The organism is Conexibacter sp. CPCC 205762 (assembly GCF_030646155.1).
Lineage (GTDB): Bacteria > Actinomycetota > Thermoleophilia > Solirubrobacterales > Solirubrobacteraceae > Conexibacter.
Genome location: NZ_JAUTDN010000015.1, coordinates 80922 through 106787, shown reverse-complemented (window position 1 = coordinate 106787; position 25866 = coordinate 80922). Strand labels below are relative to the sequence as shown.

28 protein-coding genes, 2 pseudogenes and 1 riboswitch are annotated in these 25866 nt (G+C 73.1%); of the genes and pseudogenes, 24 read left to right on the top strand and 6 right to left on the bottom strand.

Annotated elements, in window-relative coordinates; all coding sequences use genetic code 11:
* Window positions 1-601, bottom strand: a pseudogene (locus Q7L73_RS14005) (hypothetical protein); the annotation flags it as partial.
* Entirely contained in the window at window positions 598-1605 is a 1008-nt protein-coding gene (locus tag Q7L73_RS14000; RefSeq protein ID WP_304692340.1) for a glycosyltransferase, read from the bottom strand. The gene Q7L73_RS14000 and the pseudogene Q7L73_RS14005, both read right to left, overlap by 4 nt.
* Window positions 1606-1744: 139 nt before the next feature.
* Between Q7L73_RS14000 and Q7L73_RS13995 the strand changes: the two genes are divergently transcribed.
* The 3 genes from Q7L73_RS13995 to Q7L73_RS13985 are packed head-to-tail and all read left to right on the top strand — an operon-like array spanning window position 1745 to window position 3409.
* Entirely contained in the window at window positions 1745-2014 is a 270-nt protein-coding gene (locus Q7L73_RS13995) for a hypothetical protein (RefSeq protein ID WP_304692341.1), read from the top strand.
* A gap of 23 nt (window positions 2015-2037) precedes the next feature.
* Window positions 2038-2763, top strand: coding sequence for a ribonuclease PH (gene rph, locus Q7L73_RS13990; protein ID WP_304692342.1), 726 nt, complete (start codon window positions 2038-2040; stop codon window positions 2761-2763).
* 52 nt (window positions 2764-2815) lie between these two features.
* Entirely contained in the window at window positions 2816-3409 is a 594-nt protein-coding gene (locus Q7L73_RS13985) for a non-canonical purine NTP pyrophosphatase (RefSeq protein WP_304692344.1), read from the top strand.
* A 53-nt stretch (window positions 3410-3462) separates the two neighbouring features.
* Here the strand turns inward: Q7L73_RS13985 and Q7L73_RS13980 are convergent, their stop codons facing one another.
* Window positions 3463-3627 carry a hypothetical protein gene (locus tag Q7L73_RS13980; RefSeq protein ID WP_304692346.1) on the bottom strand — a complete coding sequence of 55 codons (165 nt, stop codon included), beginning with the start codon at window positions 3625-3627 and terminating at the stop codon, window positions 3463-3465.
* Here Q7L73_RS13980 and Q7L73_RS13975 point away from each other — a divergent pair.
* The 7 genes and pseudogenes from Q7L73_RS13975 to guaA all read left to right on the top strand — a co-directional run bounded on the left by Q7L73_RS13975 (window position 3626) and on the right by guaA (window position 10187).
* Window positions 3626-3985, top strand: coding sequence for a hypothetical protein (locus Q7L73_RS13975; RefSeq protein WP_304692348.1), 360 nt, complete (start codon window positions 3626-3628; stop codon window positions 3983-3985). The two genes, Q7L73_RS13980 and Q7L73_RS13975, sit on opposite strands and share 2 nt — an antisense overlap.
* Window positions 3986-4164: 179 nt before the next feature.
* Window positions 4165-4449: pseudogene (locus tag Q7L73_RS13970) on the top strand (HU family DNA-binding protein); the annotation flags it as partial.
* A gap of 205 nt (window positions 4450-4654) precedes the next feature.
* Complete coding sequence (locus tag Q7L73_RS13965) at window positions 4655-4972, top strand: LysM domain-containing protein (protein ID WP_304692350.1); 318 nt, start codon at window positions 4655-4657, stop codon at window positions 4970-4972.
* Between the two features lie 74 nt (window positions 4973-5046).
* Window positions 5047-6252, top strand: a complete 1206-nt coding sequence (locus tag Q7L73_RS13960) for a D-alanyl-D-alanine carboxypeptidase family protein (RefSeq protein ID WP_304692353.1) — start codon at window positions 5047-5049, stop codon at window positions 6250-6252.
* Window positions 6249-7208, top strand: a complete 960-nt coding sequence (locus tag Q7L73_RS13955) for a 1-phosphofructokinase family hexose kinase (RefSeq protein WP_304692355.1) — start codon at window positions 6249-6251, stop codon at window positions 7206-7208. The genes Q7L73_RS13960 and Q7L73_RS13955 overlap by 4 nt, the downstream gene beginning before the upstream one ends.
* A 170-nt stretch (window positions 7209-7378) precedes the next feature.
* A complete protein-coding gene (locus tag Q7L73_RS13950) occupies window positions 7379-8569 on the top strand; it encodes a GuaB3 family IMP dehydrogenase-related protein (protein ID WP_304692356.1) in 1191 nt (396 codons plus the stop codon).
* Between the two features lie 55 nt (window positions 8570-8624).
* Window positions 8625-10187 (top strand): glutamine-hydrolyzing GMP synthase, encoded by a 1563-nt coding sequence (gene guaA / locus Q7L73_RS13945; protein WP_370552428.1) that lies wholly within the window; start codon window positions 8625-8627, stop codon window positions 10185-10187.
* Between the two features lie 60 nt (window positions 10188-10247).
* Here the strand turns inward: guaA and Q7L73_RS13940 are convergent, their stop codons facing one another.
* Together Q7L73_RS13940 and Q7L73_RS13935 are read right to left on the bottom strand one after the other, a co-directional pair.
* Window positions 10248-10439 (bottom strand): hypothetical protein, encoded by a 192-nt coding sequence (locus tag Q7L73_RS13940; protein WP_304692360.1) that lies wholly within the window; start codon window positions 10437-10439, stop codon window positions 10248-10250.
* A gap of 14 nt (window positions 10440-10453) precedes the next feature.
* A complete protein-coding gene (locus Q7L73_RS13935; protein WP_304692362.1) occupies window positions 10454-11758 on the bottom strand; it encodes a M23 family metallopeptidase in 1305 nt (434 codons plus the stop codon).
* Window positions 11759-11810: 52 nt separating this feature from the next.
* Window positions 11811-11972, bottom strand: a riboswitch (cyclic di-AMP (ydaO/yuaA leader).
* A gap of 178 nt (window positions 11973-12150) precedes the next feature.
* Here Q7L73_RS13935 and rplM point away from each other — a divergent pair.
* The 9 genes from rplM (at window position 12151) to Q7L73_RS13890 (ending at window position 21701) form a co-directional block, all read left to right on the top strand.
* A complete protein-coding gene (rplM, locus tag Q7L73_RS13930; protein WP_304692364.1) occupies window positions 12151-12585 on the top strand; it encodes a 50S ribosomal protein L13 in 435 nt (144 codons plus the stop codon).
* Complete coding sequence (gene rpsI / locus Q7L73_RS28745; RefSeq protein WP_370552426.1) at window positions 12585-13352, top strand: 30S ribosomal protein S9; 768 nt, start codon at window positions 12585-12587, stop codon at window positions 13350-13352. Before rplM ends, rpsI begins: the two co-directional genes overlap by 1 nt.
* 9 nt (window positions 13353-13361) lie before the next feature.
* On the top strand, window positions 13362-14711 hold the full coding sequence (glmM, locus tag Q7L73_RS13920; protein ID WP_304692366.1) for a phosphoglucosamine mutase: 1350 nt from the start codon (window positions 13362-13364) through the stop codon (window positions 14709-14711).
* A 175-nt stretch (window positions 14712-14886) separates the two neighbouring features.
* Window positions 14887-16758 (top strand): glutamine--fructose-6-phosphate transaminase (isomerizing), encoded by a 1872-nt coding sequence (gene glmS / locus Q7L73_RS13915; protein ID WP_304692368.1) that lies wholly within the window; start codon window positions 14887-14889, stop codon window positions 16756-16758.
* Window positions 16759-16789: 31 nt separating this feature from the next.
* A complete protein-coding gene (gene acpS / locus Q7L73_RS13910; RefSeq protein ID WP_304692370.1) occupies window positions 16790-17146 on the top strand; it encodes a holo-ACP synthase in 357 nt (118 codons plus the stop codon).
* A complete protein-coding gene (locus Q7L73_RS13905) occupies window positions 17143-18690 on the top strand; it encodes an NAD(P)H-hydrate dehydratase (RefSeq protein ID WP_304692372.1) in 1548 nt (515 codons plus the stop codon). The genes acpS and Q7L73_RS13905 overlap by 4 nt, the downstream gene beginning before the upstream one ends.
* Window positions 18691-18700: 10 nt before the next feature.
* Complete coding sequence (locus Q7L73_RS13900) at window positions 18701-19162, top strand: CBS domain-containing protein (protein WP_304692374.1); 462 nt, start codon at window positions 18701-18703, stop codon at window positions 19160-19162.
* The gene (alr, locus tag Q7L73_RS13895; RefSeq protein ID WP_304692376.1) at window positions 19159-20289 is read left to right on the top strand and encodes an alanine racemase; all 1131 of its coding nucleotides are present in this window, start codon (window positions 19159-19161) and stop codon (window positions 20287-20289) included. Before Q7L73_RS13900 ends, alr begins: the two co-directional genes overlap by 4 nt.
* Window positions 20286-21701, top strand: coding sequence for an HDIG domain-containing metalloprotein (locus Q7L73_RS13890; protein ID WP_304692378.1), 1416 nt, complete (start codon window positions 20286-20288; stop codon window positions 21699-21701). The genes alr and Q7L73_RS13890 overlap by 4 nt, the downstream gene beginning before the upstream one ends.
* Window positions 21702-21744: 43 nt before the next feature.
* Here Q7L73_RS13890 and Q7L73_RS13885 read toward each other — a convergent pair whose 3' ends face one another.
* On the bottom strand, window positions 21745-22959 hold the full coding sequence (locus Q7L73_RS13885; RefSeq protein WP_304692380.1) for a M28 family peptidase: 1215 nt from the start codon (window positions 22957-22959) through the stop codon (window positions 21745-21747).
* Between the two features lie 31 nt (window positions 22960-22990).
* Between Q7L73_RS13885 and Q7L73_RS13880 the strand changes: the two genes are divergently transcribed.
* The 5 genes from Q7L73_RS13880 (at window position 22991) to Q7L73_RS13860 (ending at window position 25848) form a co-directional block, all read left to right on the top strand.
* A complete protein-coding gene (locus Q7L73_RS13880; RefSeq protein WP_304692382.1) occupies window positions 22991-23407 on the top strand; it encodes an HIT family protein in 417 nt (138 codons plus the stop codon).
* Window positions 23408-23550: 143 nt separating this feature from the next.
* Window positions 23551-23754, top strand: a complete 204-nt coding sequence (locus tag Q7L73_RS13875; protein ID WP_304692384.1) for a cold-shock protein — start codon at window positions 23551-23553, stop codon at window positions 23752-23754.
* Between the two features lie 110 nt (window positions 23755-23864).
* On the top strand, window positions 23865-24620 hold the full coding sequence (locus tag Q7L73_RS13870; protein WP_304692386.1) for a hypothetical protein: 756 nt from the start codon (window positions 23865-23867) through the stop codon (window positions 24618-24620).
* Window positions 24621-24695: 75 nt separating this feature from the next.
* Window positions 24696-25037 (top strand): hypothetical protein, encoded by a 342-nt coding sequence (locus Q7L73_RS13865; protein WP_304692388.1) that lies wholly within the window; start codon window positions 24696-24698, stop codon window positions 25035-25037.
* 19 nt (window positions 25038-25056) lie between these two features.
* On the top strand, window positions 25057-25848 hold the full coding sequence (locus Q7L73_RS13860; protein WP_304692390.1) for a phosphotransferase: 792 nt from the start codon (window positions 25057-25059) through the stop codon (window positions 25846-25848).
* Window positions 25849-25866 lie beyond the last annotated feature (18 nt).

The following is a 25866-nucleotide window of genomic DNA, read 5'->3' as shown; positions in this document are numbered from 1 at the left end:
CGCCCGCGCTGGCGGGCGGGGCGCCGTCGGCGGCGGACGTCTGCGCGTCGGCGGGCGCCGTCGCGGCGTCGCCGGCGGGCTGCTGGCCGGCGGCCGGGTCGACGACGGCGAAGCCCTGCGTCGCCGACTGCGGCGTCGAGCCGGCGTCGGCGGCGCTCAGCGGCACGACGGGGATCGCCTCAGTCGGCTGCTCGGTGAGCGGGAAGAGCGCGGTCGGCTGCTCCTGCGCCGGGAAGAGGGCGGTCTCGCCGCCCTGCTCGCCGGGCGCCGGCGGCTCGCCCGCGCGCTCGCTCGCCGGCGCGGCATCGGCTGATGCGGCATCGGCCGGCGCGGCATCGGCTGATGCGGCATCGGCCGGCGCGGCATCGGCTGATGGGGCATCGGCCGGCGCGGCATCGGCTGATGGGGCATCGGCCGGCGGGGCCTCGTCCTGCGGCGCGGCGGGGGCAGGCGCGCCTATGAAGCGGGTCGGCTGTGTGTCGGCAGCCGCGGGCTCGGCGGGCGCCGGCGCGGACGGGTCGGCGCCGGGCTGCGCGGAAGCGGGCGCCTCGTCGGGGTCGCCGGCACGGCGGCGCGCGATGCGTTGGAACAGGCCACTCATCGGTCGGTGGGCGCCGCGTTTCCTGCCTCAGCGGCGCCGAGGCGGGGAGTATACGCAGGCGCCCCGACCGGCCCCTCCGCCTGCCCGGCCAGCGCCGCCCAGGCGATCGCGACGCGGCGCGCCATCCGATCGGCCGAGAAGAGGTCCGCCCGCGCGCGGCCGGCGACCCGCGGGTCCGCGGCCGCGAGATGCGGCGCCAGCGCCGCCGACCAGGCATCGCGGTCGAACGGCGCGCAGAGCGTGCCGGCGACCCCTTCGAGCACCTGCGGGGCGATCCCGACCGGCGTCGAGACGACCGGCACGTCGCAGGCGAGCGCTTCCAGCACCGCCAGCCCGAGCCCCTCGCGCTCGGACGGGATCACGACCGCGTTGGCGGCGTTGACCCACAGCGGCACCTCGTCGGGCGGGACGTCGTCGAGGCTCAGCAGCGTCGCCTCCCCGGCGACCTCGCGGGCGCGGTCGACGCGCTTCTCCGGCCGCGCGGGGGAGGCGGGGAAGAGCAGGTAGCGGCCGTCGGGGTCGAGCCCGAACCGCTCCCGCGCCGCGCGCCGCGGCAGCGGTCTGAAGCGGCCGAGGTCGACGCCGCACGGCAGCACCGCGACCCGTCGTCTGACGCCGGCGCCGGGGATCAGCTCGGCGAGGGTTGCGGAGACGGTCGCGGCGAGCGTCACCAGCGGCACGACGGCGCGGCTCAGCCGGCCCGAGCGCGGGTGCGCCAGGTCGGTGCCGTGGAAGGTGACGACGTGCGGCGCCCCGCGCAGCGCGAGCGCCGGCCAGGCGGTGAGGCCGAAGTGGGCGTGGATCACGTCGAAGCGCTCGCCGCGGAAGCGCCGCCGCAGCTCTCGCGCGGCGCGCGGATAGGAGCGCATGCCAGGCGGGAAGGCGAACAGCTCGACCTCGATCCCGTCGATCCGCCGCAGCGCCTCCATCTGGTCCTGCACGAAGCGGCCGAGCGCCGGCCGGGCGGCCGTGGGGTACATGTTCGTCACGACGAGCGCGCGCATCAGCTTCGGCAGCCTAGCCGCCCGCCGCGCCCGGCTCGTGCGAGCCCGGCACCTGCGCGTGATTTGTTGCAAAGCCTGCTGACGATCGGCACGAACGCGTCTAGAAGCTCCACAGCTCGATCCGCAGACTCGATCGCCGTTGTCGAGCGAACTGGAGGAAGCCGTGATCTACCGGCTGATGGGACTGCTGCACACGCGGATCGGGCTCGCGCTGAACGGCGAGCGGATGACGCAGGTGCGGCGCGGCGAACGCGGGCAGGGGACGGTCGAGTACGTCGCGCTGATCCTGCTCGTCGCGGCGCTGCTGGCGGGCGTCGTGGCGGCGACGAAGAGATCGTCGATCGGCGACGGCGGGATCGCGAAGGCGATCGTCGACAAGATCAAGACGGCGATCAGCGGGCTCAGATAGGGCGCGCATGCGACGATGGGCCGATGGCTCCAGAGCGCAGCCTCGGACGCTCGCCGGCGCAGTTGCGGCCGGTCGCGTTCGAGCCCGACTTCGTCCGCAGCGCGACCGGTTCGGCGCTGATCTCCGTCGGCGACACGCGTGTGATCTGCACCGCGTCGATCGAGGAGAGCGTGCCGCGCTGGATGGCCGGGCGCGGCAGCGGCTGGCTGACCGCCGAGTACGGGATGCTGCCCGCCTCGACCGGCCGGCGCAAGCCGCGCGACGCGACGAAGGGCAGAGTCGATGGTCGCAGCGTCGAGATCCAGCGGCTGATCGGGCGCTCGCTGCGCGGGGTGGTCGACCTCGACGCGCTCGGCGAGCGCACCGTCTACGTCGACTGCGACGTGCTGCAGGCCGACGGCGGCACCCGCTGCGCGGCGATCACCGGCGGCTGGGTCGCGCTGCGTCGGGCGCTCGACCGGCTCGTCGCGGAGGGGAGGCTGGAGCGGCTGCCGTTGACCGGATCGGTCGCGGCGGTCTCGGCCGGGGTCGTCGGCGGCGTGCCGCTGCTCGACCTCGACTACCCGGAGGATTCGTCGGCCGAGGTCGACGCGAACGTCGTGATGACCGGCGACGGCGGGCTCGTAGAGGTGCAGGCGACGGCGGAGCGGACGCCGCTCTCGCGCGCCCACCTGGACGAGCTGCTGGCGCTGGCCGAGGCCGGCATCGAGCAGCTGCGCGCTGCCCAGCAGGCAGCGGTGGCGGCATGAGCGTGAACGCGACAAGCGGCCGCGGGAGCGCGCCGCGGGCGGAAGGAGCGGCATGAGCGAGCGGTTGATCCTGTCGACGCGCAACGACCACAAGGTGCGCGAGTTCGCGCGGCTGACCGGCGGGCGGCTCGCGCTCGACCCGCTGCCGCCGGAGGTGACGCTGCCGCCCGAGGACGGCGACAGCTTCGTCGCCAACGCGCTCGGCAAGGCGCGCGCCGCCGCGGCCGCGACCGGTCGCGCCGCGATCGCCGACGACTCCGGCGTCGAGGCCGAGGCGCTCGGCGGCCGGCCGGGGATCCACTCGGCCCGCTTCGCCGGCCCCGGCGCCAGCGACGAGCAGAACCTCGCGAAGCTGCTCGCGGAGGCGCCCGCCGGCAGCGGGCTGCGCTACGTCTGCGCGATCGCCTTCGTCGACCCGGTCGAGCAGGTCGAGCACGTCGTCGAGGGGTATTGCAGCGGCACGCTCGCGGCCAGGCCGAGCGGTGCCGGCGGCTTCGGCTACGACCCCGCCTTCATCCCGGCCGACGAGCTGCCCGACGGCGCTCCCGGCCGCACGATGGCGGAGCTGACCGACGCCGAGAAGGACGCGATCAGCCACCGCGGCCGTGCGCTGCGGGCGTTCGCCGAGTGGCTCGACGGCCGCTGAGCGCGCCGGCGCCAAGAGGGTGCGCGGCGGGTGCGGCGCGGCGCGGCCGCCGCTCAGCGCAGGTTGATCGCGGCCGAGCAGGCGATCGCGAAGACGACCGCGGCATAGCCGACGTAGCCGCTCAGCAGCGTCACCAGCGCGGTGACGAGGCAGACGACCACCGTCACCATCCAGGCGATCCGCTCGAGCGGGACCCTCGTATCCTCGGGCTCTGACATGACGGCCATTCTGACGCCTCCGCTCGCGCTTCGCCATCTGCGCCAGCTCACGACCGACGTGCGCGCCGCCGTCGTGCTCGCCGCCGGGGACCTCGCGGTCCTCGCCCGCGAGCCCGCGGGACGCGCCGACGCGCCAACCGGGACGGTCCTCGCGATCTCCGGCGAGCGGCACGTGCTGGCGGTCCTCGCCGGGCCGCATGCGCTGCTGCCGCTGCTGCGCCACGACCTCGAAACGCTGCTCGCCGACATGGGGGACGAGGGCGCGTCCAGCTCCGTCCAGGTGTTCGAGCGCGCCGATTCCGCCGTCAGCGCGGCGATTTTCGCGGGATTGGGCTTCCCCGCGGCGGGGAAGGCCTGAGGAACTGAGCGCCGAGCGCGAATCGCCCGCAAATACGGGAATATCCGTTTTGTGGTTAATCGAGCGCGAAGATCGTCTCGATGCCGCGAAGACGGTCAGATTTCCCGTGCTGGCGGGGGATTCGCGTTGTTCCCGTCCGCGCGGGTTGTTAGCTTCGGCCCTCCCCACGACCTCGAAGGAGGATCACTGTGACGAAATCAGAGTTCGTCGACCAGGTTGCCGCGAACAGCGGACTGAGCAAGAAGGACGCCGGAGACGCTGTCGATGCCGTCCTCACGACCATCGAGGACGCCCTCAAGCGTGGCAGCGAGGTGACGTTCTCCGGCTTCGGCAAGTTCCACGTCGCCGAGCGTGGCGCCCGCGAGGGTCGCAACCCGAGCACCGGCGAGAAGATCCAGATCGCCGCGTCCCGTGTCCCGCGCTTCACGCCGGGCTCGGGCCTCAAGAGAGCCGTCAAGGGCTGATCCACCCACACTGAGGTCCGGCACGCCCGGACCTCGACCCGGCCACCACAGGCCGAGACCTCTCGCATCCGGCGCCCGTCGCCGTCGCAGGACAGCAACGGGCGCTCCTCGGATCCGGCACGGCTTCGGCCACACCGCCGCGTCAGCGGCAGGAGCCGTGCCGGTTCCGCGCCTTCGCCCGACCCCACGGGTATGATCGCCGCCGATGCGTCACCGGAATCCCGTGCGCTTTCTCGCGCCGCTCGCACTGGTCGCAGTCGTCGTCGGAGTCTTCGCCGTCGTTCAGGCTGCGAGAAGAGACTCTCCGAACGGCGGCTCGCCGACCGCTACGGTCAAGACCACGCCGCACAGAAGACAGGCGAGAAGACGCGCGAGAGCGAGAACCTACGTCGTGAGATCCGGCGACAACCTGACGATCATCTCCGAGCGCACCGGCGTCCCGCTGGAGACGCTGCAGCAGCTCAACCCAGACGTCAGCGCGCAGTCGCTGAGCGTCGGACAGAAGCTGAGACTGACGCAGTGACGGTCGCGCCTCACCGACGGGCGCGACGCGGAGACGCGTCAGCGCTCGCGCTGCGCTGCGCGCTGATCGCGCTCGTGAGCGCCCTGCTGCTCGCGTCCGCCGCCGGCTCGGCGAGTGCCAAGCTGCCACGTCCGCCGCAGCTGTCGGCCGCCAGCGCCGCCGTCTTCGAGGCATCCAGCGGCGAGCCGCTCTACGGCGTCAACGCCGGCGCACGCCATCTGATCGCCAGCACGACGAAGATCATGACCGCGCTGGTCGTCGTCGACAGACTGCCGCTGAACAAGATCTGCACCGTCGGCGGCTACGTCCCGCAGCCGGCCGAGACGCAGATCGGCCTCCACGCCGGCGAGCGCATGAGCGTCAAGGACCTGCTGCGCGGGCTGCTGCTGCCGAGCGCCAACGACGCCGCCGAGACGCTCGCCACCTGCGCCGCCGGCACGCGCTCGGCCTTCATCGGCGAGATGAACGCGAAGGCGCGCGCGCTGGGGCTGACCAACACCCACTACTCGACGCCGGTCGGGCTCGACTCCAGCGCCAACTACTCCAGCGCCGCCGATCTCGCGCGGCTCGGCATCGCGCTGCGCAGAAACAGGTTCCTCGCGCGCACGGTCGACCTCAGATCGGCGACCTTGACGACCGGCGCCGCGCCGCGCACGGTGATCAACCGCAACGGGCTCGTCCAGAGCGTCGGCTGGATCAACGGCGTCAAGACCGGCCACACCAACGCCGCCGGCTACCTGCTGGTCGCCTCCGGCACGAAGAAGGGCGTCACCTACGTCGCCGCCGTCACCGGCACGCCGAGCGAGTCCGCGCGCGACGCCGACGCGCTCGCGCTGCTGAACTGGGCCTTCGCGACGCATGCGTTCAAGACGCCGGTCAGAAGCAGCGCCGTCTACGCGACGGCGAGACTCAAGTACCGCCCCGAGGACTCGATACGGCTGATCGCGACGAGAACCGTCAGAGAGCTGCTCAGACGCGACGCGCGCGTCGCCGTCGCCGTCAGAGCGCCCGAGGAGCTGCAGGGGCCGCTGCCGAGAAACGCCGTCGTCGGCTCGCTGACGGTCCGCGTCGACGGCAGAGTCCTGACGACCGTGCCGCTGGTGTCGGCGACCGCGGTCCCGGAGGTCGGACTGCTCGAACGCGCTGGCGACGCAGCGGCCAGACCGGGTAGCCTGGTAGCGATCGTGGTGGTCGTCGGGGGCGTGGCGGCAGCGCTGCTCCTGCGCCGTCGCCACGGGGCTCGGCGCAGCAGGCGCCGTGCGGACATGGAGGCAGCATGATCATCACCGTCACCCTCAACACGGCGATCGACAAGACGCTGGAAGTGCCGAACTTCCGCCTCGGCCGCCGTCACCGCTCCGTCGACCAGACGACGATGCCGGGCGGCAAGGGCGTCAACGTGGCACGCGCGATCAAGCGGCTCGGCCGCCCGGTGATCGCGACCGGCTTCGCGGGCGGGGCGACCGGCACCCGCATCGTCGAGGCGCTGACGGCCGAGTCGGTCCTGACCGACTTCATCCGCATCGGCGAGGAGTCGCGCACCAACACCGCCGTGCTCGATCCGACGACCGGCGTGCAGACCGAGATCAACGAGCGCGGTCCGAGAGTGACCGAGCGCGAGATGGAGCTGTTCCGCGACAAGCTCCTCTACCTCGCCCAGGGCGCCGACATCTGCGTCTTCGCCGGCAGCCTCCCGCGCGCGGTCGAGCCCGACGTCTACGGCTCGCTGATCAAGGAGCTGCGCAAGCTCGGCGTGACGACGATCGTCGACACCGACGGCGAGCCGCTGCGCCACGCCGTCCGCGCCGAGCCCGACGTCGTCTCGCCGAACGTGATCGAGGCCGAGGAGCTGGTCGGCCACGAGTTCAACGACGACGAGGACCGCATGCTGGCGGTCGCCGAGATCGTCGAGCAGGGTCCGCGCGAGGCGATCATGACCGTCCCCGACGGGGTCTTTGCGAAGGTCATCACCGAGGCCGGCCCGCAGCTCTACCGCGTCCGCGTCGAGCAGCAGGAGGCGCGCGCGGCGGTCGGCTCCGGCGACGCCTTCCTGGCCGGCTACGTCGCCTGCCGCTACACCGGCGGCACGCCCGAGGAGTGCCTCCGCTTCGGCGTCGCCTGCGGCGCCGAGTCGACGCAGCACTTCGGCGCCGGCGTGATCGATCCGCACAACGTCGAGCGGCTGCTCGGCGAGGTCGAGGCGATACCGGTCTCGCTCTCGGCCGAAGTCGGTTGAGCGGCGACCGCGATGCGCCTCATCCAGGCGCGTCCGCGGGGGAAGGCTTTTTCAAACGCGTTGCTACGATGGAACGTGTCGCTGGTTGCCGCCACGACGACGATTCGCTCCCCCTCCGGCCCCGCCCTGCGCGGGGCTGTTTCGTCCGCCTCGACCCGTAGGGTGCTTCCATGGAAATAGAGATCGGCCGCGGTAAGAAAGCCCGGCGCGCTTATGGGTTCGACGATGTCGCCATCGTCCCCTCGCGACGCACCCGCGACCCCGATGACGTCGACATCTCCTGGACGCTTGGTCCGTACCGTTTCGAGCTGCCCCTCCTGGGTGCGGCGCTCGACGGCGTCGTCTCGCCCGAGACGGCCGGGACGATCGGGAAGCTCGGCGGTCTTGCCGTTCTCAACCTCGAAGGCATCTTCTGCCGCTATGAGGACGTCGACGCCCAGCTCGAGCGGATCGCCGCTCTGCCGCAGGCGGAGGCGACCCGCGAGATGCAGGAGATCTACCGCGAGCCGGTCAAGCCGGAGCTGATCGCGCAGCGGATCCGCGAGATCAAGGACCAGGGCGTCGTCGTCGCCGCCTCGCTGACCCCGCAGCGGGTCCGCGAGCACTACGAGCTGGCGCTCGAGGCCGGCCTCGACATCCTCGTGATCCAGGGCACGGTCGTCTCCGCCGAGCACGTCTCGACGGTCAGCGAGCCGCTCAACCTGAAGGAGTTCATCGGCGAGGTGCCGGTGCCGGTCGTCGTCGGCGGCTGCGCCAGCTACCACACCGGTCTCCACCTGATGCGCACCGGCGCGGCCGGCGTGCTCGTCGGCGTCGGCCCGGGCGCGATCTGCACCACCCGCGGCGTGCTCGGCATCGGCGTCCCGCAGGCGACGGCGATCGCCGACGTCGCGGCCGCCCGCTCGCAGCACATGCTCGAGACCGGCGACTACGTCCGCGTGATCGCCGACGGCGGCATGAAGAACGGCGGCGACGTCTCGAAGGCGATCGCCTGCGGCGCCGACGCGGTCATGCTCGGCTCCGCGCTCGCGAAGGCCTACGAGGCGCCGGGCCGCGGCTACAACTGGGGCATGGCGACGTTCCACCCGACGCTGCCGCGCGGCACGCGCGTCAAGACGGTGCAGAACGGCTCGATCGAGGACATCCTGCTCGGCCCCGCGCGCGAGAACGACGGCATGTTCAACCTGATGGGCGCGCTCCGCACCTCGATGGCGACGTGCGGCTACCGCGACATCGCGGAGTTCAACCGCGCCGAGCTGATGGTCGCCCCGGCGCTGCAGACGGAGGGCAAGAGCCTTCAGCGCGACCAGCAGGTCGGCATGGGTTCCAACGGCCGGGCCGTCGCCCTTGTCAACGACTGACGGGCTCTCCACCCACCTCCCGACCGGCGCCACGGCGTCGGTCGCGGCGGGCGAGATCGTCGCTGAGCCCAACGTCGACGCCGAGCAGGTCGTCGTGCTCGACTACGGCGGCCAGTACTCGCAGCTGATCGCCCGCCGCGTGCGCGAGCTGGGCGTCTTCTCGGAGCTGCTGCCGCACCACGTCGGTGCGGAGGAGGTGCGGCGCCGCAGACCGAAGGGGCTGATCCTCTCCGGCGGGCCCGCGTCCGTCTACGCGCCCGACGCGCCGAGACTCGAGCAGGAGCTGCTGGAGCTCGGCATCCCCGTGCTCGGCATCTGTTATGGCATGCAGCTGCTGACGACCGAGCTCGGCGGCGAGGTGCAGGGCGCGGAGGTCGGCGAGTTCGGCCGCTCCAGGCTGACCGTCACCGAGCCGGGCCGGCTGCTGGCCGGGCTGCCGCAGGAGCAGACGTGCTGGATGTCGCATCGCGACACCGTCTTCGCGCCGCCGCCGGGCTTCACCGCGCTCGCCTCGTCGACTGAGTCGCCGGTCGCGGCGCTGGAGTCGACCGAGCGGCAGATCTACGGGATCCAGTTCCACCCGGAGGTCGTCCACACGCCCTACGGCCAGGAGATCCTGAGACGGTTCCTGACCGAGATCTGCGGCTGCGCCAGCAGCTGGTCGGCCGGTTCGGTGATCGAGGACCAGCTCGAGAAGATCCGCACGCAGGTCGGCGGCGGGCGCGTCATCTGCGCGCTCTCCGGCGGCGTCGACTCGTCGGTGGCGGCGCTGCTCGTCCACCGCGCGATCGGCGATCAGCTGACGTGCGTCTTCGTCGACCACGGCCTGATGCGCAAGAACGAGGGCGAGCAGGTGATCACGGCCTTCCGCGATCACTACAAGGTCCCGCTCGTCGCGGTCGACGCCGAGGAGCGCTTCCTCGCGCGCCTCAGGGGCGTCACCGACCCGGAGGCGAAGCGCAAGGCGATCGGCGAGGAGTTCATCCGCGTCTTCGAGGAGGAGTCGGGCAAGCTCGCCGAGGGCGGCGCCAGATTCCTCGTCCAGGGCACGCTCTACTCGGACGTGATCGAGTCGGGCGGCGGCACCGGCGCCGCGACGATCAAGTCGCACCACAACGTCGGCGGCCTGCCGGACGACCTCCAGTTCGAGCTGGTCGAGCCGCTGCGCGCGCTGTTCAAGGACGAGGTCCGCGCCGTCGGCGCTGAGCTCGGCCTGCCGGAGCGGCTCGTCTGGCGCCAGCCCTTCCCGGGGCCGGGGCTCGCGATCCGCGTCGTCGGCGGCGAGGCGACCAGAGCGCGACTCGACACGCTCCGCGACGCCGACGCGATCCTCCAGGACGAGATCCGCAGAGCCGGTCTCTACCGCGAGCTGTGGCAGTCGTTCTGCGTCCTGCCGGACGTCAGAACGGTCGGCGTGCAGGGCGACGAGCGCACCTACGGCTACGTCGTCGTGATCCGCGCCGTCACCAGCGACGACGCGATGACGGCCGACTGGGCGCGGCTGCCGTACGACCTGCTGGAGCAGATCGCCTCGCGCATGATCAACGAGATCCGCGAGGTCAACCGGGTCGTGCTCGACATCACGAGCAAGCCGCCCGGCACGATCGAGTGGGAATAGCTCCCGCGACAGCCTGATGCAGTACCGCGAAACGCCCCGGCAACGGGGCGTTTCGCGTTTCTACTTGAGCGGCTTGCCGTGCTCGTCGCGCTCGATCTCGTCGGCCTGCGGCGACTCGCCGTCGAGATAGCCGCCGGGCCGCTTCATCCCCTCGGGATGGAAGGTCGACACCAGCAGCACGATGATCGCGATCGCGACCACGCCGAGGCCGATGTAGCCGAGCGCATTGTTGGAGATCGCGAAGACGGTCACGGGACCGAGGGTACTCACCCCAGCCGGTCCCAGGCTCTCAGCGTCGCGACCGGGTTGACCGGGCGGCCGCCCGAGTACCACCCCGGCGCCGTCCAGATCTCGAAGTGGAGATGGCAGGCGGAGGCCGAGCCGGTGTCGCCGACGTAGCCGAGCACCTGGCCGGTCTGCACGCGCTGGCCTCTGGCGACGACCGCCGGAGCGCGGAAGTGGGCGTACATGTGGTCCTCGCCGGAGGCGGTGCCGCCGATCACGACGTAGTTGCCCGCGTTGGACTGGTACGCCTTGTTCTTGATCACGCCGCCCTGGGCGGCGACGACCGGCGTGCCGCACTGCGCCATCACGTCCTGGCCCTCGTGCGAGTGGCCGTCGCGGCCGGCGCCGAAGGCAGCGGCGCCCTGGCCGTAGTCGTGCGTCCCGCGGACGGGGAAGACTGCGCCGACGAAGGTGAAGGCACCGAGCTTGACGGCGCCGTCGGGGGCCGGCGAGCCGCCCTCGATCGACGCGCCGCCGCCGGCGGCGATCTCGCTGCTGGCGGTGCGGGTGCTGACCTCGGTCCCGGCCGAGAGGCGCAGCTCGTACCTGCCGTCGGCGGCGAAGTCGGCGCCGCTGTTGCGGCCTTCCCACGTCAGCGTCTGCTGCTTGCCGGGCGCGGCGCTGCGCGTGTCGCTGAAGACCGAGATGCCATCGGCGGCGCGGACGACGTCGACGCGCACGCCGACCGTCCCCGGCGCCTGCGAGACGAACGCGACCTGGACGGCGGAGACGCCCTTGCCGGCCTTGCGCGTGGAGATGCCGGCGTCGAGGTCGGCGATCCCGGCGACGGCGGCGAGCTTCGGCGCCGGCAGCGTCGCGGAGAGGGCGGTGGCGGCCTTGACGACCTTGACCGAGAGGCGCGCGGAGGAGCGCATCGCGGTGCCGGCGGAGGTCTCGACGACGACCTGGCCGCTGACGGCGGCGGCGGGGACGGTCACGTCGAGCTTGGTCGCGCTCTTGGAGCTGACGCGCACGCGCGCGTCGTCCCTGCTGCCGCGACCGCCGAGGAAGACGACCGTGCGGGCGGCGTCGAGCGCCTGGCCCTGAAGCGTGAGGGTGCCGCCGCGCTCGACCGTTCCGGGAGCGGGGCAGCCGGTCTTGCAGACCAGTCCGCTGAGCGACGGCTGACCCCCGTCTGCTGCGGAGGGCGCGGAGGGGCTCGACGCGGGCGCGTCCGCGGGGGCGGAGGCCGTCTGGTTGATCGAGGCGCCGCCGGCCTCGGCGAGCGCGGCGGAGGGGAGCGCGAGGGCTCCGAGCCCGAGCACGGCGGCGAACGACGTCGTCATGGCGACCACACGAGGTCTGGAAGACCCCGTTCCGGGCAGCATCGAAATGCGATGCCCCTTTCTTGACGGCCTACGGGGTTAGCTGACGGGCTCGCGCTGAAAGGGCCGCGCTACCGAGCGCCTGTGCTCGGATTCGCCCCAGCGTCCGCGTGTGGGCGCGGTCGCCAGTGGTTTCCCCGCTCCCTCGCGTGGAGGGATTCGGCAGGCTTATGGAACGCCGGGCAGTATATGGATCGCGCCGACGGAGAAAGCTAAATCTCTTCCGCAGGCTGCCGATCACTGTTGGCCGCGAGCGCCGGACGGGCGGTCGGGCGCCATCGCTCGACATCAAGCGGAACTGTTCTCTATAGTGCTCACCCCGCCGCGCCACGGTGCGCGGCCCTTTTCTTGCCATGAGAACTTACGTCGCCAATCCCACTGACCGCGAGCGCAACTGGCTCGTCGTGGACGCGAACGGGCAGACGCTCGGACGCCTCGCGACGCAGATCGCTGACGCTCTCCGCGGCAAGCGCAAGCCCACCTACACGCCCCACGTCGACACTGGCGACTTCGTCGTCGTGGTCAACGCCGAGAAGATCTCGGTGTCGGGCAACAAGCGGGCAGACAAGCGCTACTACCGGCACACCGGCTACCCGGGCGGTCTCCGTTCGCGCTCCCTCGAGGAGATGCTCGAGCGCCGGCCCGAGGAAGTCATCCGCATCGCGGTCAGGGGCATGCTGCCCCGCAACCGCCTCGCGCGCAAGCAGCTGACGAAGCTGAAGGTGTACGCCGGTCCGGAGCACCCGCACACCGCCCAGCAGCCGCAACCGATGGAGATCGAAGCCTAGTGTCCGACGTCGAGCAGCCCGAAGACGAGCGCAACCCCGCGGGCGAGACGCCCGAGGAGCCCGTCGAGGCCGCCAACGAGGCGCCGGAGCCCGTCGCCGAGGCCGCGCCGCCCGCCGACGAGGCTGCCGAGCAGCCCGCCGTGCAGGAGCAGCCCAAGGCTGAGGGTGGCGACGAGGAGCTGCTCGAGGAGGAGATCGAGGAGACCCCGCGCGTCAAGCCGGAGATCCCCGGTGCCGATCTCGTGCCGGACATCGTGCTCGAGGGCGAGCCCTCCGAGGACGACGACGAGGACGACGAGGCGACCGCCTCGGGCGACTCGGACTCCGAGGACGAGGTCGAGGCCCAGCCGATCGCCGACGCGGCGATCTCGCTCGCGGCCGACGCTCGCTACACCGCGACGGGCAAGCGCAAGACGGCCGTCGCGCGCGTGATCCTGAAGCCGGGCACGGGGCAGTACACGATCAACGGCAAGCCGCTTGACGACTTCTTCCCGCGCCCGACGCTGCAGCGCAACATCCGTCAGCCGCTCGAGGCCGTCGGCTTCGAGGAGCGCATGGACGTGATCGCCAAGATGCACGGCGGCGGCGTCTCGGCGCAGGCCGGCGCGCTGCGTCACGGCATCTCGCGTGCGCTGCTGGTGGCCGACCCGAACCTTCGTGGCGAGCTGAAGAAGCGCGGCTTCCTGACGCGTGATCCGCGCGTCAAGGAGCGCAAGAAGGCCGGCCTCAAGAAGGCGCGTAAGCGTCCGCAGTTCTCGAAGCGCTAGCTTTCTGCCATGGCTCGCCGGTTGTTCGGCACGGACGGTGTCCGCGGCGTCGCCGGCGAGTTTCTGTCGGCTGAGCTGACGCTCGGTCTGGCGCGCGCCGCAACGGCGCGCATCGCCGCGTCAGCCGCCGACCACCGCCCGCGCGTGCTCGTGATCCGCGACACGCGCGAGTCGGGAGAGATGCTGGAGGCAGCGGTCGCCGCGGGCGTCGCTGCCGCCGGCGGACTCGCGCTGCTCGGCGGCGTGCTGCCGACCCCGGCCGCGCCGCTGCTGATCCGCCGCTACGGCTTCGACCTCGGCGTCGTGCTGTCGGCGTCGCACAATCCCTACGCCGACAACGGCGTCAAGTTCTTCGGCAGCGACGGCGACAAGCTCTCCGACGCGGTCGAGGAGGAGATCGAGGCGCTGCTCGACGGCCCGCCCGTCCAGCCGCTCGCGATCGGCGGCGTCAGCCAGCTGCACGGCACGCTCGACGACTACCTGCGCGAGCTGCAGACGCGCTTCGGCGCGCTCGACCTCAGCGGCCGGCGGATCCTGCTCGACTGCGCCAACGGTGCGACCTACAAGGCCGCGCCCGAGATCTTCCGCCGCCTCGGCGCCCACGTCGACGTGCTCGCCGACGCGCCCGACGGCCGCAACATCAACGCCAACTGCGGCTCGACCCACCTCGACGGCCTCGCCGCCGCGATGCGCGCCGGCGACCACGACGCCGGCTTCGGCTTCGACGGCGACGGCGACCGCGTGCTGGCCGTCGACGGCGACGGCACGGTCGTCGACGGCGACGAGCTGGTCGCGCTCGCCGCGCTGCACCTGCGCGCGCAGGGGAGACTGCGCGGCGACGGCGTCGCCGTGACGGTGATGACGAACTACGGCTTCCACGCGGCGATGGCGGAGGCCGGGATCGAGGTCGCGATCACCTCCGTCGGCGACCGCTACGTGCTGGAGGCGCTGCGCGAGCGCGACTGGGCGCTCGGCGGCGAGCAGTCGGGCCACATCGTCGAGCTGGGCTTCGCGCCCTCCGGCGACGGCATCGCCAGCGCGCTGCTGACGCTGGAGGCGCTGGGCGGCAAGTCGCTGGGCGAGCGCGGCGGGATGGAGAAGCTGCCGCAGCGGCTCGTCAACGTCCGTCTGCCCGACCGCTCGTCGCTGGAGCGGGCCGCGGCCGATCCGCGCATGCAGGCGGCGATCGAACGCGAGTCGGCGGGGTTGGAGGGTCGCGGGCGCGTGCTCGTGCGCGCCTCCGGGACCGAGCCGCTGCTGCGCGTGATGGTCGAGGCGCCTGAGGACGACGAGGCCGACGCCGTCTGCGCCCGCCTCGTCGAGCAGGCCGAGGCCGCCGCCTCGCAGCCGGCCGGCTGAGCTGCGCTGCGGCTCAAGCGCGGCTCGCGCCGAGCCGATACCTGAAACCAGTGCGGGCGGCGCGCGTCAGAGCGCCGACCGGACGCCCGCTAGAATTCTGCGGCGCGCCGTCAGCGCCATACCTGCAGCCGCACCAGCCAGCGCGGCGCTCGTCGTTCCACACGGAGGTTCCCCCATGTGCGGCATCGTCGGATACGTCGGCGCCCGTCAAGTCCAGCCCCTTCTCCTCGCGGGGCTCGAGAAGCTCGAATATCGCGGCTATGACAGCGCCGGCATCTCCGTCCTGAACGGGGACCACGTCGACTCCGTCCGCGCCGTCGGCAACCTCAGCGCGCTGCGCGAGGCCGTCGCCGCGCAGCCGGCCGCCGCTACCGAGGAGGCCGGCGCCGCCGTCGCGACCGCCGAGCCGACGACCGGCATCGGCCACACCCGCTGGGCGACCCACGGCCGCGTCAGCGAGCAGAACGCCCATCCGCACGAGGACGAGGCCGGCCGCATCCACATCGTCGTCAACGGCATCGTCGAGAACTACATGGCGCTCAAGCGCGAGCTCGGCGAGCAGGGCGTCCGCTTCACCTCCGAGACCGACGCCGAGGTGATCGCGCACGTCATCTCGCGCCACTACGACGGCGACCTGCCGGCCGCCGTCCAGGCCGCCTACGGCGAGCTGGTCGGCCACTTCGCCTTCGTCGCGATGGCCGCCGACGAGCCCGGCCTGCTGGTCGGCGCGCGCCGCGAGTGCCCGCTGGTCGTCGGCCGCGGCGACGGCGAGCAGTTCCTCGCCTCGGCCGTCCCCGCCTTCCTCGAGCACACCAGCGACGTCCAGTTCATCGAGGACGGCGAGCTGGTCGTGCTGACCCCGGGCGGCGTCGAGTTCATGACGCCGGCCGGCGAGCCGATCGAGCGTGAGGTCACGACGATCGACTGGGACGCCGACACCGCCGAGAAGGGCGGCTACGAGACCTTCATGCTGAAGGAGATCCACGAGCAGGCCGACGCGGTCGCCGAGACGGTCGCCGACCGCACGGCGCGCGGCGACGGCGTCGACCTCGGGGACCTCGGCACGATCGACGACGCCTTCCTGCGTGACGTCAGACGGATCGTCGTGGTCGCCTGCGGCACCTCCTACCACGCCGGTCTGATCGGCCGCTACGCGATCGAGAGCTGGGCGCGCGTCCCGATCGAGATGGACGTCGCCTCCGAGTACCGCTACCGCGACCCGGTCGTCGGCCCCGGCGACCTCGTCGTCGGCATCTCGCAGTCGGGCGAGACGGCCGACACGCTCGCCGCGATGCGGCTGGCGAAGAGCCGCGGCGCGCACGTGCTGGCGATCACGAACGTGATGGGCTCGCAGGCGACGCGTGACGCCGACGGCGTCCTCTTCACCCGTGCCGGGCTGGAGATCGGCGTCGCGGCGACGAAGACGTTCGTCAGCCAGGTGGCGGCGATGTACCTGCTCGCGCTGCGGCTGGCTGAGCTGCGCGGGACGCTGGAGCCGGCGAAGCTGACGGCGCTGGTCGGCGAGGTCAAGCACCTGCCGCACCACATCGCCGAGATGCTGGAGGCCGGCGACGAGAAGATCAGAGCGATCGCCGAGCGCCACTACCAGGCTGAGTTCTTCCTCTACCTCGGCCGCCACATCGGCCTGCCGGTCGCGCTCGAGGGCGCGCTCAAGCTGAAGGAGATCTCCTACATCGCGACGGACGCCTACGCGGCCGGCGAGATGAAGCACGGGCCGATCGCGCTGCTCGACGACAACACGCCCGTCGTCTGCGTCGCGACCGACTCGCCGGTGCTCGACAAGGTCATCTCCAACATCCAGGAGGTGAGAGTCCGCGGCGCCCACGTGATCGCGATCGCGAGCGAGGGCAACACGGAGATCGGCGAGCACGCGGAGGAGGTCGTGACGGTGCCGCAGACCGACTGGATGCTGGCGCCGCTGCTGGCGGTCGTGCCGCTGCAGCTGCTCTCGTACCACATCGCCCGCCTGCGCGGACTGAACGTCGACCAGCCGCGCAACCTCGCGAAGACCGTCACGGTCGAGTAGGACCGGCGCGGGCGCGGGTACGATCACGGCCGTGAAGGGCGTCGGGATCGACCAGCTGGAGATCGAGCGGATCGAGCGCGCGCTCGAACGCCGCCCGGCGCTCGCGCGGCGGCTCTTCACCGCTGCCGAGCTGGCGTACGCCGAGGAGCGCGCCCGCCCCGGCCAGCATCTCGCGGCCCGCTTCTGCGCGAAGGAGGCGGTCGCGAAGGCGCTCGGCCTGCAGGCGTGGTCGTTCACCGACGTCGAGGTCGTGCGCGGCGACGGCGCGCCCGCGATCGTCCTCCACGGCGCCGCCGCCAACGCGGCCGCCGCGCTCGGCGTGACCGAGGTCAAGGTCTCGCTGACGCACACCCGCACCGACGCCTCCGCGGTGGCGATCGCGACATGAGCGCGCTGCCCGCCTGGCTGGAGCCGCTGCCCGACGCTGCCGCCCAGCGGGCGCTCGACGGCTGGGCGATCAGAGTGCGCGGGATCGCCGGGATCGAGCTGATGGAGCGGGCCGGCCGCGGCCTCTTCGAGCTGACGCAGCGGACGATTCCGCAGGGGACGATCGCGGTCGTCTGCGGCAAGGGCAACAACGGCGGCGACGGGCTCGTCGTCGCGCGGCTGCTGCGCGAGGCCGGCCGCGAGGTCGACGTCCAGCTGCTGCCGCAGCCGAGCGAGCTGGCCGGCGACGCGCTGCTGGCGCTGGGCCGCCTCTGCGGCGCGCCGCCGCGGCAGTTCAACCCGGGCGCGCTGGTCGAGGTCGCGGGGATCGTCGACGCCGTGCTCGGGACCGGCGCCAGCGGCCTCCCGCGCGGGCTCGTCGGCGACGCGATCGAGGCGATAGTGCTGGCCGCCGAGCGGGGCGTGAAGGTCGTCGCCTGCGACGTGCCCAGCGGCGTCGACGGCTCGACCGGCGAGATCGCCGGGCCGGCCGTCCAGGCGACCGCGACCGCCACCTTCCACGCCGCCAAGCCGGGCCTCTGGATCAGCCCCGGCAAGCAGCATGCCGGCACCGTCGAGGTGATCGACATCGGCATCCCGGCGAGCGCCGAGCGGCCCGCGGAGACCGCGGCGCGCGCCGGCCTGATCGGCCCCGGCGCGTTGGAGGCGCTGCCGCGCCGCGGCGCCGACGCGACCAAGTTCGACGGCGGCAACGTCTTCGTCGCCGGCGGGTCGAGCGGCCTCAGCGGCGCGCCGCGGCTGGCCAGCGCCGCCGCCGCCCGCGCCGGCGCCGGCTACGTCACCGCCGCCGTCCCGCAGTCGCTCGAGCTCGTCTTCGAGCTGGGCCAGCGCGAGGTGATGTCGGTCGGGCTGCCCGAGCGCGACGGCGCGTTCGCCGAGGAGGCGGCCGCGCCGCTGCTGGAGCGGCTGGAGCGAGCCGACGCGCTCGTGCTCGGCCCCGGCCTCGGCCGCTCCGACCACGCGCTCGCGTTCGCCCGCGCGCTCGCAGCCGCGGCGCCGCTGCCGCTGCTGCTCGACGCCGACGGCCTCAACGCCCACGCCGGCCGGCTCGACCTGCTCCACGGCCGTTCCCACGCGACCGTGCTGACGCCCCACGGCGGCGAGCTGGCGCGGCTGCTCGACGTCGACTCCGACGCGGTCCGCGCCCACCGCCTGGCGCTCGCGCAAGCGGCCGCCGAGGCGGCGAACGCGGTCGTCGTGCTGAAGGGCGACGACACGGTCGTCGTCGCGCCCGGCGGGCCGGTCGCGATCAGCCGCGGCGACGCGCCCGCGCTCGCGACCGCCGGCACCGGGGACGTCTTGAGCGGCACGATCGGCGCGCTGCTGGCGCGCCGCGTGCCGGCCTTCGAGGCCGCCTGCGCCGGCGTCGAGCTGCACCGTCGCGCGGGGCGGATCGTCGGCGAGCGGATCGGCGTCGAGGGCGCGATCGCCGGCGACGTGATCGAGGCGCTGCCCGCGGCTCGCCGCGAGGCTGGCGTCGGATAGGCTGCCGCGCATGCCGAAGGTCGCCGAGATCATGGAGCGTGACCCCGTCACGGTCACGCCGGAGGACACCGTCGAGACGGTGCTGCGCACGCTGCGCGATCACGAGCTGCCGGGCGTGCCGGTGGTCAACGAGGGCGGGCGGCCGATCGGAATCGTCACCGAGGCCGACCTCGTGATGATCGACGAGGAGGAGGACCTGCGCCTCCCGCTGCACATCGACCTGTTCGGCGCGCAGATCTTCCTCGGGCCGGTCAAGCGCTTCGAGGAGCGCTTCCGCAAGGCGATCGCGACGACGGCGGAGGAGATCATGACCGCCGATCCGGTGACGGTCGACGCTGACGCCGACGTGCGCGAGGCGGCGCGGCTGATCGCGGAGCGCAAGCACAACCGCCTCCCCGTCGTCGAGCACGGACGGCTCGTCGGCGTCGTCACCCGTCTCGACGTGCTGGAAGCGCTCGTCTCGGAAGCGTGAGCCCCGCGCGCGCACTCGCCCGCGTCAACCTCGCCGCGATCGAGCGCAACTGCGCGCTGCTGGACGAGCGGATCGGGGCGGCCGCGCTGTGCGCCGTCGTGAAGGCGAACGCGTACGGCCACGGGGCGGTGCAGGCGGCGCGTGCGGCGCAGGCCGGTGGCGCCACCTGGTTGGCGGTCGCGGCGGCGCGCGAGGCGGCCGAGCTGCGCGCCGGCGGGATCGAGGGGCGGCTGCTGGTGCTCGGCGCGATCGGCGGGGAGGAGCTGTCGCAGGCGCTCGACGCCGACGCCGACGTCGTCGCCTGGAGCGAGCCGTTCGTCGCGCGGCTCGCGCACGAGGCGGCGGCGCGCGGACGCACGATCCGCGTCCACCTCAAGCTCGACGTCGGCATGGGCCGGCTCGGCACGCGCGACCCGGACGCGCTGCTGACCGTCGGCCGCGCGGCGCTGGCGGCGCCGGGGCTGGAGCTGACCGGGGCGATGATCCACTTCCCCAGCGCCGACGAGGACGTCGAGCGGACGCGGCGCGAGCTGGCCGGCTTCGTCGCCTTCGGCGCGCGCCTGCGCGAGCTGGTGCCCGGCGCGATATTGCACGCCGCCAACAGCCCGGCCGCGCTCTGCCTGCCGGAGAGCCGGCTCGACATGGTCCGCTGCGGGATCGCCGTCTACGGGCTCGACCCGTGGCAGCGCGACCCGGCCGACCACGGGCTGGAGCCGGCCCTGGAGCTGCGCTCCTACGTCGCAGCGCTGAAGCCGCTGGCGCCGGGGCAGACGGTCGGCTACGGCGGCACCTTCACGGCGACGACGCCGACCTGGATCGCGACGCTGCCGATCGGCTACGGCGACGGCTTCCGGCGCGCCTTCTCCAACAACGGCGTCGCGCTCGTCGGCGGCCGCCGCGTGCCGCTCGTCGGCCGCGTCAGCATGGACAACGTCTGCGTCGACGTCGGGCCCGACCCGGCCGGGATCGCGGTCGGCGACGAGGCGGTCCTGATCGGCGCGATGGGGGAGGAGCGGATCGGCGCCGAGGAGCTGGCGCGGCGGATCGACACGATCAACTACGAGATCACGACCGCCCTCAGCGCGCGCGTCGTGTGGCAGCACCATCGCGACGGGACGCCGGCGTGAGCACGACCGTCGACCCGCTGGAAGCGGCCCGCGCCGCGCTCGCCGGCCACGATGCCTGGCTCGTCGGCGGCGCCGTCCGCGACCGTCTGCTCGGCCGCGCGACGAAGGATCTCGACCTCGCCGTCGCCGGTGACGTGGAGGGCGCGGCGCGGGCGCTCGCGAAGGCTGTGCGCGCGGCCGTCTTCCCGCTGTCGGAGGCGTTCGGCGGCTGGCGCGTGATCGCGCGCGACGGCCGCTGGCAGGCCGACCTCTCGCCGCTGCAGGGCGAGACGATCGAGCAGGACGTGGCGCAGCGCGACTTCACCGTCAATGCGATCGCCGAGCCGCTCGCCGGCGGGGCGCTGGTCGACCCCGGCGGCGGCCAGGGCGACCTCGCCGGCAGACGGCTGCGGATGGTCTCGCCGCGCTCCTTCCGCACCGACCCGCTGCGCGTGATGCGGCTGGCGCGCTTCGCCGTCGAGCTGGAGCTGGAGGTCGAGGCCGACACGCTGACGGCCGCCTCGCTGCAGTCGCAGCGGCTGGCCGACGTCGCGCAGGAGCGCGTCTTCGCGGAGCTGCGGCGCGTGGTCGCCGCGCGCGACCCGCTCAGCGGCCTGGAGCTGATGGACGCGACCGGCGCGACCGAGGCGGTGCTGCCGGAGCTGGCGTCCCTGCGCGGCGTCGAGCAGTCGGTCTACCACCACCTCGACGTCCACGGCCACACGCTCGCGGTGCTGGCGGAGGCGGTCGCGCTGGAGCAGGACCCGGCCGCGGTCTTCGGCGAGCAGCACGGCGCGGCGCTGGCCGAGCTGCTGGCGCAGCCGTTCTCCGACGAGCTGACGCGCGGCACCGCGCTGCGCTTCGGCGCGCTGCTGCACGACATCGCCAAGCCGCAGACGCGCGGCGTGATGGACAACGGCCGCGTCACCTTCTTCGACCACGACAAGCAGGGCGCCGAGCTGTCGCGCGCGATCCTGACGCGGCTGCGCACGAGCGAGAAGCTGCGCGCGCACGTCTCCGCGCTCGCCCGCAACCACCTGCGGCTCGGCTTCCTCGTGCACGAGCGCCCGCTCTCCAGACGGCAGGTGCACGGCTACCTGAAGCGCTGCCAGCCGGTCGAGGTCGATGTCTCGCTGCTGTCGGTCGCCGACCGGCTCGCGACGAAGGGCCGCAAGGCCGACGAGGCGATCGCCAAGCACCTCGAGCTGGCGCGCGAGCTGATCGGCCCGGCGCTGGCGTGGGACGCCGGCGCGAGACCGCGCCCGCTGCTGCGCGGCGACGAGCTGGCCGACGCGCTCGGGATCGCGCGCGGGCCGGGCCTCGGCGCGCTGATGGCGGAGCTGGAGGCGGCCCAGTACGCCGGCGAGGTCGGCACGCGCGAGCAGGCGATCGCCCACGCCCGCGACTTCCTCGCCGAGCACCCGGCCGCGTAGGCGCACGCAGTGGGTCTGACAGACCCACAGATTGCAGGTGACGCTACGCGGATGTGGCGCCGGCGGCGGCCGGCGTCGTGGCGAGGCGGCGGGCGATCGCGCTGCAGAGCGTGACGGCGTTGTCGACCGAGCGGTGGTCGACGTTCTCGGCGGTGTCCGTCGGCCAGTGGTAGTTGGCCGGCACCTTGTGCGGCGTGACCGACCCGATCGTCGCCGTCCGGTAGCCGGCCTTGAGCGCGATCAGCCCGTCGGTCGCGTTGCGGAAGCGCAGCCCGCGGCGCAGCTCGACGCCGCTGTCGGCCGCCGCGTCCGCGACGAGCTGCTTGAACGGCTCCGGGTACTCGCGCATCCGCAGCATCCCCTCGCCCTCGATCAGCGCCAGCTGCGGCGAGCCGACCGTGTCGACGCAGACGACGTGGGTCGTCTCCGGCGGCAGCTGCGGGAAGTGACGCTTGGCGAACGCCTGCATCCCCTCCATGAAGCCCTCTTCGGAGCCGGTCGAGACGAGCAGCACGCGCAGGCCCTCGACGGGGCGCTCGGCCAGCTCGGTCGCGACGCCGAGCAGCGTCGCGACGCCGGTCAGGTTGTCGTTGGCGCCCGGCACCGCGTCGCGCGCGCCGATCTCGGCGAAGGTCACCGCCGAGCCGAGCGACAGCGTCGTGCCGGCCGCCAGCAGCCGCCGCGAGCCGGTCAGCGCGCCGAGCGCGACCAGCGCGGGGCCGCCGAAGACCGGCGCCATCAGCGGGGGAGAGGTGTCGCTGCGCTCCAGCAGCGCGGGCGCGTATCTGGCGACGAGCGGCAGCACGCCAGGGTGGAAGAGCATCCCCCAGTGCGCGGCGTCGTGGTGGGCGACGAAGACGAGCGTCCGCTCGGCGTCGACGTCACCGCTCTCGGCGACGACGTTCCAGGTCGGTCTGCTGGGCAGGAAGCGGCGGCGGAACCAGAGGCTGCCGCCGCTGACGTCGTCGGCAATCGCGGCGGCGGCGAAGGCGCCGGCCGCGCCGGCCGCGATCCGCGTCGCGCGGCCGCGATGGAGCTGGGCGGCGAGGCCGGCGGCGCCGGCGATCGCCGCCGGAACGCCGAGCGGGAACCAGTAGCCGCCGTGGGCGCGCTCCTCCTCGACGCGGGCCGTGCAGCCGAACTCGCCGAGCCGCGCCGCGATCCACTGCGCCGCCTCGCGTTCCCCCGGCGAGGCCGAGGGGCGGTCGATCGCCGCCAGGTGGGCGATCGCGTCGCGGAGGTGACGTCGGTCGGGCACTTGGACGTCAGGCTACCGATATGCTCGGCGCGTGCCCACCACCTCGGACGACTGCATCTTCTGCAAGATCGTCGCGGGCGAGCTGCCCGCGCGGATCGTGCGCCAGGACGAGCGCACGATCGCCTTCATGGACATCGCTCCGGCGACCTACGGCCACACGCTGGTGATCCCGCGCAACCACGCCGCCGACCTGCTCGCGATCGAGCCGGAGGACCTGCAGGCGGTCGCGGTCGCCGCGCAGGCGATCGCGGCGCGCGCGAAGGAGCGCTTCGGCGCCGCCGGGATCAACCTGATCAACTCGTGCGGCGCGGCCGCGTGGCAGACGGTCTTCCACTTCCACATGCACGTGATCCCGCGCTATCAGGACGATCCGCTGAGACTTCCGTGGGTCCCGGCGCAGGGCGATCCGGACGAGATCGCAACCGCCGCAGCTCAGCTGATCGGCTGATTCTCAGCACACCGCGGGTCTGCTCGCGGCAGATGCCACTTGCAGTTCACCCCTCTGGTGCGGTTGACTTCTTTCTTGAACGACCGGGCTAGAGCCTGGTGCAAACCTGCCGGGACACCGGCATGCAGTCCTCGGGGGACGCAATGGCAACGGGTACGGTGAAGTGGTTCAGCGACGACAAGGGCTTCGGGTTCATCACTCCCGATGACGGTGGTCGCGACCTCTTCGTCCACTACAGCGGCATCACGGGAGACGGCTACCGCTCGCTTCCCGAGGGCCAGAAGGTCTCGTACGAGGAGGAGCAGGGCGACAAGGGCCCCAAGGCGGTCAACGTCGCCAGAATCTGATCGGCGCCCGGGGCTCCGGGCGCCATTCACGGCAGCGATGGCGCGCTGGTCGCGCTTGCAGGCATGCTCGCAAGCGCTACCTTTCGCGCGCATTCGTGTTGAATGAGGCTATGAAGCGGATCCTTCTCGGCGTCGTCGCCCTCGTCTGCGCGCTCGGCGTCGTCACCACAACTGCCTCCGCGAAGATCTACGAGATCGGCGCGAGTACGACCGCGGCCGCGCCGAGCTGCCCGGAGAACTGCCGCGTCGTCACCAAGACGACGGCGCTGCAGGTCTCGACCGGCGGCAAGGCGTATCCGATCACCGTGCCGACCGCCGGCCGGGTCGTCGCGCTGTCGCTCCAGCTCGGCTCGCTGACGGTCAGCCAGGTGAGAAGACTGAACGCCACCTACGGCGGCACGCCGCGCGTCCAGCTGACCGTGCTCAGCCAGGACTCGAGACAGAAGCCGAAGCGGCTCTACACGGCGAAGGCGCAGAGCGAGGTCTTCCGCGTCACCGACTACCTCGGCACGACCGCCCAGTTCCCGCTGGAGAGAAGCCTCGAGGTCGCCAAGGGCGACTTCCTCGCGCTGACGGTGCCGACGTGGGCGCCGGTGCTGTCGGTCAACCTCGACGACGCCAACAGCTGGCGTGCCAGCCGCGCCAGCAGATGCAACGACGAGCAGATCTTCATCACCCAGACCGCGCAGCTGATCCTCGACAGAGAGGCTGCGTACAAGTGCATCTACAGAACGGCGAAGGTCACGTACACGGCGACGATGATCTCGACGCCGAAGGCGAGAAAGCTCGAGGACGAAAGCTCGAGCAGAGACGACACGTCGAGAAGAACCTCGACGACGAGAAGAACCACCACGACGACCAGATGAGTCGTGGCGCGGGCGCGGTCGGGCACGCCGACCGCGCGCCTCGCCGCTCGCGCTGACGCGAGCTACCCTGCGTCCGTGAGCGCAGCGGGCTGGATCTTCCTCGTCGGGATGCGCGTCTTCGATCTCGGCGGCATGATCGTCTGGCTGGTCTGGTACTTCCGCCAGAGAGAGGACGACGACTGGCCCGAGTGGGAGGACTGGGACAGAGACCCGCCGCCCGACCGTCCCGATCCGCCCGATCCCGGCGGCTCCGGTCTCAGACTGCCGCTGCCCGACGCCGAGCCCTGGCCCGGCCGCATCCGCGACCACGGCGCCCCGCGCCCGCCGCGGACCGACCGCCGCCGCGAGCCGCTGCCGGCGCCCGCGCGCGAGCCGCACGGTGCCGAGCAGCCGACGCGGCCGTCCGAACGCGGATGAGCGCGGCGAGGAGGCGCGGGTGAGCGTCGCGGGCGAGCGCGGCGAGCCGCTGCCGGGCGGCGACGAGCACGCCGGCGCGGTCTTCCGCCTCGGCGATCGCGTCGAGCGCCCGGCGGGGCCGCATGCCGCCAGCGTCCACGCGCTGCTGCGCGCGCTGCGCCGCGACGGCTTCGACAGCGCCCCGCTGCCGGTCGCGCGCGACCGGCAGACCGAGACGCTGCTGTACGTGCCCGGCGAGGTCCCGCTGCCGCCGCTCCCGCGCTGGGCGGCGGGGGAGCCGGCGCTGCGCTCCGTCGCCGCCCTGCTGCGCCGCATGCACCGCGCGAGCGAGGGGTTCGAGGCGCCCGACGCCGGCTGGTCGCGCGAGCTGGCCGATCCGCGCGGCGGGACGCTGATCTGCCACAACGACGTCTGCCCGCAGAACGTCGTCTTCCGCGACGGGCGCGCCTTCGCGCTGCTCGACTTCGACTTCGCCGCGCCCGGGCGCGGCATCTACGACCTCGCGATGACGGCGAAGCTGTGGCTGGCGCTCGGGATGCCCGGCGACCACACCCGCGGCACGGTCGCGCCGGAGCGCGGCCTGCGCGTGCTGGCGGAGGGCTACGGCCTGACGCCCCAGGAGCGCCCGCAGCTGATCGCCGCGCTCGGCGACGCGATCGCCGTCGGCGACGCCTTCCTCGCCCGCCACGTCGAACGCGGCGAGCCGGCCTATCTGTCGATGTGGGCCGCCGGCGGCCGCGACCGCGTCGCCCGACGCCGCGACTGGTTCGAGCGCGAAGCGCCCGGCCTGGCCGAGCGGATCAGCGGCTGAGGGCCTTACGGACGGAGA